Source organism: Halobacillus sp., assembly GCF_049282395.1.
Lineage (GTDB): Bacteria > Bacillota > Bacilli > Bacillales > Halobacillaceae > Halobacillus.
The window spans coordinates 1-7,861 of the sequence record NZ_JBAPTY010000156.1 but is presented as its reverse complement, the minus strand read 5'-3'; the positions used below and the strand labels follow the sequence as shown (position 1 = coordinate 7,861).

Sequence of the window (7,861 nt, the reverse complement as noted above, 5' to 3'; positions counted from 1 at the left end):
CGTCATGACTTGTCCGATATGACGGGCTAAGTAATGTAATAATTCAAATTCACGGTGAGTCAGCTCAATGTAGGAGCCGTCACGCGTTACTGTATAAGCATCAGGATGAATCGATAATCTTCCTATCGTTATGTCTTTAGGCTGCTGGGAGCTGTCTTCCGGCTCCTGCTGCTGACGCCGCAAATTAGCTTTAACTCTGGCAATCAGTTCGCGATTACTGAACGGTTTGGTCACGTAATCGTCGGCACCCATTTCAAGTCCTAACACTTTATCTATTTCAGCGTCTTTAGCTGTCAGCATAATAATCGGCATATTATGATTCTTGCGCACTTCACGGCAGACTTCGTTTCCGTCTTTATTCGGAAGCATAATATCTAATAAAATTAAATCAGGGTCTTCTTCGTCTGCTTTTTGAATGGCTTCATCACCATCATAAGCACACACGACTTCATATCCTTCTTTTTCTAAATTGAATTTCAATATATCTGCAATCGGCTTTTCATCGTCTACAACTAAGATCTTCAGTGCCATACACTGTCACATCCCTTTCCTCGACTTCTATACCATCTATTATTTTAACTTATTTATGGAAAAATGTCTTTTTCTAATAAAAAGTTATGAAAAATGTATTCAGAAAAAATAATTTTTTTCTACTAAAAACCGCTGTGACCAACACGCCACAGCGGCTTCTGACTAGAACGCTCTATTAAAAATTCTTATTGATATTTCCTTATGCTTACAGCACAACAGGGCCGGATTGTGTAAGACTCAGTTTTGAGATATCTTGGATCCGTTGCTTAATAAGAGGGGCTGGCTACGGAAACAACTCGTCTTGTTCCATCACCCAGACACTCGAGACATAAACGATCTTCATTTAGCAGACATCTTCGTAGAGGGCTTCGAACTCCCTATTTCGCAAGGTCCGGAGGGGGACGATGAAGACTCCTAGGTTAAAAGCGGAAGCACCTTGGTCAGCGGCGTATGGACTGGACTGAGCTGGCGGAGATAAAGAAAACACGAAGAGCGGAGCGATTCGATGTTGCCTTATCGTACAGAAGCGAGGGAAGTCTCACTAGACGCTAGGTGCTGAAGCTGGATAGCTCTCCTAGTCGTTTATGTTCTGATTTTCGAGTACGACTAAAATAGTGTAAGAATGGGATGAACATGATCGGTGAGACCCCGCAGAGCTTGCTCGAGGAGGCTCAGCACAAAGGATGTTCGACTAAGATCGCCACGTCCTGTGGCAACGTCGAACGACCCTGCGTCATGCAGGGCCGGAAAGCGAAATCGTCCCCCGCAGGACCTTCCGCTCAATAAATATCTCGAAACGGAGTCTTACACAATCCGGCCCTAATGCGTAATAATCCTTTAATGAAAAACAACCATCACGTTCACCAAAAAAGTCAGCCCTGCTTCTGTAGCGGGCTGACTTTTTTAACCACCACTAACCGGTGGGATAAAGGCAATGGTATCTCCTTCTTTTACGATTTCTTCATCCTGGACAAATTCCTCATTCACAGCTGCCATGGATTCTTTCACTTTATCGATAGCGTAACGGCTTGATAATGTTTCTTTCAGCTCTCCGATGGAACGGCCGTTCACATCCAGTTCGATGCTTTCTTCCCCGGCCTGCTCTCTAAGACCTGCAAAAAATAAAATTCGATTCATTTTGATGCATCTCCCTTCGCAGGAATTCCCTGTTTCGTTTCTTTTTGATCACCAATCCATTGCTCGCCATCTTCCCAATGTTCCTTTTTCCAAATAGGCACAATTTCTTTAATCCGCTCAATCGCATAGCGGCTCGCTTCGTAAGAGTCGGCACGATGAGGTGTGGAGACCGCGATAACGACCGCAATATCGGTGATTTCCAGGCGGCCAACCCGATGGACAATAGCCGTTTCTGCATCCGGCCACCTCTCGTTGATTTCATGACCAATTTCCTCTAATTTCTTCTCTGCCATCACCTTGTAGGCTTCATATTCCAGGTAAAGGGTTCGTTTTCCTTTAGTAAATTCTCGTACTGTTCCAATAAAGGTGTTAATAGCCCCTGCGTTTCTCCTGGTTACGATATCCACCACTTCTTGTATAACTAAGGGCTGGTCTGAGATCCAAAAGTGTTTCCCCAAAGCTTCATGCTCCTTTCGCCAGTTTGTAGATTTCAGGCAATTGTTCCTTCCATTGTTCCAGCTTGTAAACGGGAAGTTCCAGATGGCTTGTGAGGGAATCGTCCCATGTGACGACCAGTCGGATGTTTTCAAGCTTGAGCAGTTCTAAGTCTCTTTCTCTTTTTATAATAACCGCTTTCGGGTAGGCTTCCTGTTTAAATCCTTCAACGACGATTAAGTCCGGAGTAAAAAAGCGGTATAAGGAGACAAGCTTTTCAAGCGGGTACCCTTCCGGATGATTAAGCTCCAGTTGAAGACGACCCGGACTATCCACTCCTGTCATAAAAGCACCGGATTCGTGCAGACGGTAACTGTCTGTGCCATGATGCATGACTTTCAATGGTTCATCATGACCATGATGTTTGATCGCAGCTACATGCTCTTCGTTTTCCGCACCATAGGCAATCAATTCAGATAAGAGGGAAGTTTTTCCGCTATTTTTGTATCCTACTACTTGAAATACTGGGGTCTGGTGGTTCATTGTGATTCCCTCTCCTCTGCGTATTTATGTAAAAACCCCTGCCTAATTTATACGGCAGGGGCCAAGTTCATTAATCTGGGATTCCTAATGCGATTTTAGCGTAACGGCTCATACGATCTTTCGTCCAAGGTGGATTCCAGACAATATTAACAGCTACCTGATTTATTTCCGGCAGGTCAGCTAAGCAGCCTTTAACATCCTGCTCGATGTGAGCGGCGAGCGGGCAGCCCATCGCTGTTAACGTCATTGTTACGGTCGCATTGCCGTCTGGATCTATATCGACGCCATAGACAAGTCCTAGATTCACGATATCAATACCGAGTTCAGGGTCAATGACATTCTCAAGGGCACCCAACGCATTTTCTTCAGTTGCTGTACTCATAAATTTTCCCCCTTCACATGTGTTCAAACTTTATTATAAACAAAAATCGACTCAGAATAAACCAATCGATTCCGTTATAGAACTAATTCAAGCCAATTGACCATTTCCAGGATAGCAAAGCGGCTAACCTTATGGTCTCGGCCGACTTCTCTTAAGAAGCGGATGTTCTCCGGATTTTTATAATATTTAATGGCTTCGTTATAAAAATCGTATGAATGCTCAAATGGAACAACAGGATCCGCATCGCCATGCCAGAAGAAAAGAGGTCTTCCGTATAGTTTGTCCATTTGTTTGGATAGATCAATCGCTCCGAGAAAATCAAAGAGCTCATTCATTTTTTCTTCTGACAATGGTATCTGAAGCCCGAAGTATTCGATCTCATCAACCAATTGCTTAGCAAAATCAACTGGTTTCGGAGAACCCATCATGACTGCGCTGGCCTGAATCCATGGATACATGGTTAGAGCCGCGCTCGTCGTTATCCCTCCAAGGGATGTGCCTCCAACGCCGATCCGCCGGTCTTTAATAAGGTTCTCTCGATCAAGTTCGTCTTTTATATCTTGAAGTTCTTTTAAGTTTTGATATACAATATCCCAGAACTTAAAATTCAGCTCATCCTTGGACAGATCCTGATCACGTTCGCCGTGGTAGGCACTGTCAGGTAGAATGACACGGTAACCTCTTTCTGCCAGTAAATACGCCTGAGGAAGGTTGTGCTCCTTCGCTGAAGTAAAGCCGTGGAAGTAAATAAATACAGGCATCGGCTCCTCTTGTTTTGCTGAATCAACTACGGTAAGTGTTGGTACGCCTTTTAATGTTTTCCTTTGAATTCCGATCATCAACGTGTTTCCTTTCTAACTAATCTTTACGTCCTGTTTAAATAGCTATTACAAAAGTGGGTTATAGTATAATCGTAACACTGCCCGATAGAATTGGGAAGTGTTAGGTGATACAGGCGGGAATTCTTTACAACTCACCTTTCTTACCGCTACACTATACATACAAATGAGGTGAAGATATGGACAAACAACATTTAATAGCACTGGATCTGGATGGCACACTTCTGACGGATGATAAAGTCATCAACGCTGAAACAAAAGAAGTGGTGCTTAATGCCATACGTCAAGGTCACATCGTGGTGATTGCGACAGGGCGTCCACATCGAGCAAGCATCGATTTCTATCATGAATTAGGACTTAAGACGCCAATGGTTAACTTTAATGGCGCTTTAATCCACCACCCTACAGATCATAAGTGGGATGCGCTTCACTCCCCGCTTTCAATTCGCACCGCTCATAAAATTATCGATACCTGTCAGGAACTGGGTGTCAAAAATATTCTGGCAGAAGTCATGGACCAAGTGTATTTGGATCAGCATGATGAAGAAATTATGAGCATTTTCCAAACGAAAAACGACAATCCCATCAGTATTGGACGTTTGCATTCGAATTTAAAAGATGATCCTACCTCCATTCTAATCCACCCGGAGGAAGATAAAATCCAGAGGCTTCGCGAAGAACTGGATGTGCACGCTTCTTTAATTGATCATCGTAAATGGGGCGCACCGTGGCATGTGATTGAAATCGTCCGGGCGGGGCTGAATAAGGCGGTAGGTCTTCATAAAATCGCTCACTACTTCCACATTCCACAGGATCGTATTATTGCGTTTGGCGATGAAGACAACGACCTGGAAATGATTGATTACGCCGGTGTCGGAGTAGCTATGGGGAACGCCATTGATGAACTAAAAGGTGTCGCGAAACACGTTACGCATTCAAATGAAGAAAACGGCATAGGAGAATTCTTGAACGAATATTTAAAACTTAATAAAAAAGCCATGTAAGTCAACATTTTCCTAGGTTAGATTACAGGCAATTCTCCATACTAAGCTTGAACGTGAAAAACGTTCAGGCTTTTTTTATGACAGGAGGGCTTGTCATGGAACAGCAAAAACAGAAAGATCGCAACGAAGAACGCTGGACAGAAGTTCGTCAGTATGACGAAAGCAAGATGGAGCCTAAAAGGCTTTCAGACGCTAAACGAAAAGAAATCGAATCTGATCAGCATACGGTAGGAGGGTTTTAAATGAAGGGCAGAAACCTTTTTGAAAACGCGCGTGAAGCGGTAAACCGTTTCACACAGAACCGTGATGGCAATGGTAGCCAACAGATGGGCCAGGAAGACATGCAAGCGGCTAAACAAGCGATTCAATCTGCATATAGCCAATGTTCTCAACAAGAGAAACAAGAGCTACAGCAGTTGGAACAACAGCTTGATAACCACCATCAAAGTTTGCGATAAATCATGTAAAAGACCAGGCTGGATTTCCAGTCTGGTCTTTTTTACCCCTTTTAATTATTAAAAACTGCGTCCTTAGCAGGAGTTATAATTATTGGATTTGGGGTATCTTATATGTACCCCCTAATTTTTTCTGAATTTGAAACAGCCATTCTTCCTTTTGAATCGTGCTTCACTGGATGAATGGCTGTATCTTTTTTATGTCTTCGTGCACTCTTCAAAACTCTTCACAATTTTTAAATCCTTATGATTCCATTCAGACCCGGGCTGATGGATCCATATAGCTTTCATTCCAAGCGCAAGAGCTGGAGCAATCTCATTCATGAAATTATCCCCAATGGATATTAAGGATCCGGCACTATACTTACCATTCTTTAAAAGTGTTTTGAAACAACTCAGTCGTATGAAACGGTTTCGCTGCCGAGGGAATTCGTTTATGAAACAGATCTGTCAGGTCTATACGAATTAAAATATGGTCAAAGCCTGGGACCTTCATTTCCCGGGCTTTAACATGGATCAAGAACGATAATAGGATATTTTCAAGACGACAGCATACAGTACATGCCCGATTAACCAATATAAGATAGCCGCGCCATCGGTTAACGCCGGGGTTTCCTTAATAGCGAGAAGCGTAAGCGGCACATAACTGGTGGCGGCAAACGCACTTAAGATCAAAGCAAGAGACCAGCGATTACGTTTAGTATCCTTCAGGACGCGCCTGACCGCATAAACATACAGGACCCCAATAATCCAGGAAATAATTAAGTGAAAAAGCCATTCGATCGCAGCCGGCCATTCAATGCTTCCAATGACGGGAATAAAATCAACATTCATAAGCAATGTATAAACTTTTTTACCCGTTACTAGCTCGACCAGCCACATGTAAAAGCCGAGTATGAGTCCGGAAGTTGTACCAATCCAAAATCCCCAGCGAATCATAGCTTTTCCCCCATATTTATCAATAGGCTTCTTGTTTTCTAAGCTCACGGAGCAGGTTTTCTAAAACCTGCCGAAGATCCCGATGATCTCCTTCCAGCATACGGAAATACAGGGCTCTCAGGAAATGCTTACTGTTGTTTATTATAATATCCTCGCGAGGATCCTGCCAGCTTTCCCGCACATAGAGCAGGGTTTCCAGCCACTCCATTCGCACCTGCGGCTTAATTTTCTTAAACATAATCATAACCGCGGTTACCATCCGTTCTTCTTCATCAAATAAATAGGGATGGTCAATCAGAAACTGCGCTTTAATAATCGGCAGCATCTCTCGTATTTCCGCTTCTGTAATTTCATCACAGGAAGCCACATGATAAAGAGCATCGGATGCGTGAGCCATTGCATGGGCCCAGCCCTTCCCTTCAACATATCCCCGGTGGTCTGATTCCTGCTGCATATACCTTTTGAGATGGTCCCACACTCTATGGACCTCTGCTTCTTTTAAGAAGGGCATCTTCCGATGTTTTTCCATGATGGGGGGAATTAATAAAACAGAAAAACTTCGTTTAAAAACTGCATCTTCCTGTTTTTTAGACGTACCGATCCGGTAAAAGAGATAGTTTTTATTTAATATGGAGTGTAATATATTTTTTAATTGTTCATGGCTGTAGTGACCACGTTCAATAAACGTTGTAAAAATAGTATGGATCAGATCGTCCCTAAGTATTGGATGAACCGAACCAATCTTCTGGAGCATCATCGTTGTCAGCTCCTGCAGGCTTTGGTTTTCAGGCAGTTGATAATCGTTATCTTTAATGGGCTGCAACACATCAATGAGTCGCGTTTCCATAAAACACCTCCTAAAAAGTGTTTTCATTGTAACACAGTTTTTATGAAATTAATGGAATATTAGCTTTCAGTTTAGAGTTGGAAGAATATCTGATAAAATAGGTAAAGATGTTATAGAGGAGGATGCGAAATGGCAGTAAAAGTAGAAGAAACACCAAATCCGAATGCTCGTAAATTTACGACTGATTCAATGATTTTCCAAGGGGATGGCAGTGTATCTGTTATGCCTGGACAGACAAGTGACTATAAAATTTTAAATGATCTCATGAACTTTGATGGAGTAGATAATGTGTTCGGCTTCCAAAATTTTATTACCGTAAATAAATTACCGAATGCTGAATGGGAAACATTAACTCCTAAAGTCGAAGGTTTGTTAGCTGAATACGGATATTAATAGCTAAAAAAAGGCTGCCACATGTGATGTGGCAGCCTTTTTTATTGAGGATGCTTGAGAACCGTTGAATGTTAAAGATAAGCTCCCATTACTTGAAGACTTGATTTCGAGACATTTGTTGAGCGGAAGGTCCTGCGGGGGACGATTTCGCTTTCCGGCCCTACACGACGCAGGGTCGTTCGACGTTGCCACAGGACGTGGCGATCTTAGTCGAACTTCTTATATGAGGTGAGCTTCCTCGGGCTTAACAGCCCTGCGGGATCTCACCGATCATGTTCATCCCGCAGAAGTCTTCATCGTCCCCCTCCGGACCTTGCGAAATTAGGAGCTCGAAATCCTCCTCATGGTTTATGATG

At 43.1% G+C, this 7,861-nt stretch carries 13 protein-coding genes; 4 read left to right on the top strand and 9 right to left on the bottom strand.

What is annotated here, in order from left to right; genetic code table 11:
• From WAM07_RS07045 to WAM07_RS07020, 6 genes are all read right to left on the bottom strand, one after another.
• Nucleotides 1-531, bottom strand: a 531-nt coding sequence (locus WAM07_RS07045) for a response regulator (RefSeq protein WP_422165821.1), incomplete at its 3' end; no start/stop codon positions are given.
• A gap of 903 nt (nucleotides 532-1,434) precedes the next feature.
• Nucleotides 1,435-1,668: a molybdopterin converting factor subunit 1 gene (gene moaD, locus WAM07_RS07040; RefSeq protein WP_422165820.1), complete on the bottom strand. Its 234-nt coding sequence runs from the start codon at nucleotides 1,666-1,668 to the stop codon at nucleotides 1,435-1,437.
• Nucleotides 1,665-2,126, bottom strand: coding sequence for a molybdenum cofactor biosynthesis protein MoaE (locus WAM07_RS07035; RefSeq protein WP_422165819.1), 462 nt, complete (start codon nucleotides 2,124-2,126; stop codon nucleotides 1,665-1,667). Before WAM07_RS07035 ends, moaD begins: the two co-directional genes overlap by 4 nt.
• Nucleotides 2,127-2,130: 4 nt before the next feature.
• The gene (gene mobB / locus WAM07_RS07030) at nucleotides 2,131-2,646 is read right to left on the bottom strand and encodes a molybdopterin-guanine dinucleotide biosynthesis protein B (protein ID WP_422165818.1); all 516 of its coding nucleotides are present in this window, start codon (nucleotides 2,644-2,646) and stop codon (nucleotides 2,131-2,133) included.
• A 70-nt stretch (nucleotides 2,647-2,716) separates the two neighbouring features.
• Nucleotides 2,717-3,028, bottom strand: a complete 312-nt coding sequence (locus tag WAM07_RS07025; RefSeq protein ID WP_014642536.1) for a metal-sulfur cluster assembly factor — start codon at nucleotides 3,026-3,028, stop codon at nucleotides 2,717-2,719.
• A 74-nt stretch (nucleotides 3,029-3,102) separates the two neighbouring features.
• A complete protein-coding gene (locus WAM07_RS07020; protein ID WP_014642535.1) occupies nucleotides 3,103-3,867 on the bottom strand; it encodes an alpha/beta fold hydrolase in 765 nt (254 codons plus the stop codon).
• 179 nt (nucleotides 3,868-4,046) lie between these two features.
• Between WAM07_RS07020 and WAM07_RS07015 the strand changes: the two genes are divergently transcribed.
• The 3 genes from WAM07_RS07015 (at nucleotide 4,047) to WAM07_RS07005 (ending at nucleotide 5,329) form a co-directional block, all read left to right on the top strand.
• Nucleotides 4,047-4,871, top strand: a complete 825-nt coding sequence (locus WAM07_RS07015) for a Cof-type HAD-IIB family hydrolase (RefSeq protein ID WP_422165817.1) — start codon at nucleotides 4,047-4,049, stop codon at nucleotides 4,869-4,871.
• A gap of 95 nt (nucleotides 4,872-4,966) precedes the next feature.
• On the top strand, nucleotides 4,967-5,113 hold the full coding sequence (locus WAM07_RS07010) for a hypothetical protein (protein WP_422165816.1): 147 nt from the start codon (nucleotides 4,967-4,969) through the stop codon (nucleotides 5,111-5,113).
• Complete coding sequence (locus WAM07_RS07005; protein ID WP_422165815.1) at nucleotides 5,114-5,329, top strand: DUF3813 domain-containing protein; 216 nt, start codon at nucleotides 5,114-5,116, stop codon at nucleotides 5,327-5,329. It begins immediately after the preceding gene.
• 195 nt (nucleotides 5,330-5,524) lie between these two features.
• On the opposite strand, the gene WAM07_RS07000 is transcribed toward WAM07_RS07005, so the two are convergent.
• The 3 genes from WAM07_RS07000 to WAM07_RS06990 all read right to left on the bottom strand — a co-directional run bounded on the left by WAM07_RS07000 (nucleotide 5,525) and on the right by WAM07_RS06990 (nucleotide 7,112).
• Nucleotides 5,525-5,650, bottom strand: a complete 126-nt coding sequence (locus WAM07_RS07000) for a hypothetical protein (protein ID WP_422165814.1) — start codon at nucleotides 5,648-5,650, stop codon at nucleotides 5,525-5,527.
• Between the two features lie 192 nt (nucleotides 5,651-5,842).
• Nucleotides 5,843-6,265, bottom strand: coding sequence for a hypothetical protein (locus tag WAM07_RS06995; RefSeq protein WP_422165813.1), 423 nt, complete (start codon nucleotides 6,263-6,265; stop codon nucleotides 5,843-5,845).
• Between the two features lie 19 nt (nucleotides 6,266-6,284).
• Nucleotides 6,285-7,112 carry a DUF2785 domain-containing protein gene (locus WAM07_RS06990; RefSeq protein WP_422165812.1) on the bottom strand — a complete coding sequence of 276 codons (828 nt, stop codon included), beginning with the start codon at nucleotides 7,110-7,112 and terminating at the stop codon, nucleotides 6,285-6,287.
• A gap of 129 nt (nucleotides 7,113-7,241) precedes the next feature.
• On the opposite strand from WAM07_RS06990, the gene WAM07_RS06985 reads away from it, so the two are divergent.
• Nucleotides 7,242-7,505 (top strand): NifU N-terminal domain-containing protein, encoded by a 264-nt coding sequence (locus WAM07_RS06985; RefSeq protein ID WP_422165811.1) that lies wholly within the window; start codon nucleotides 7,242-7,244, stop codon nucleotides 7,503-7,505.
• The last annotated feature ends 356 nt before the right edge of the window (nucleotides 7,506-7,861 follow it).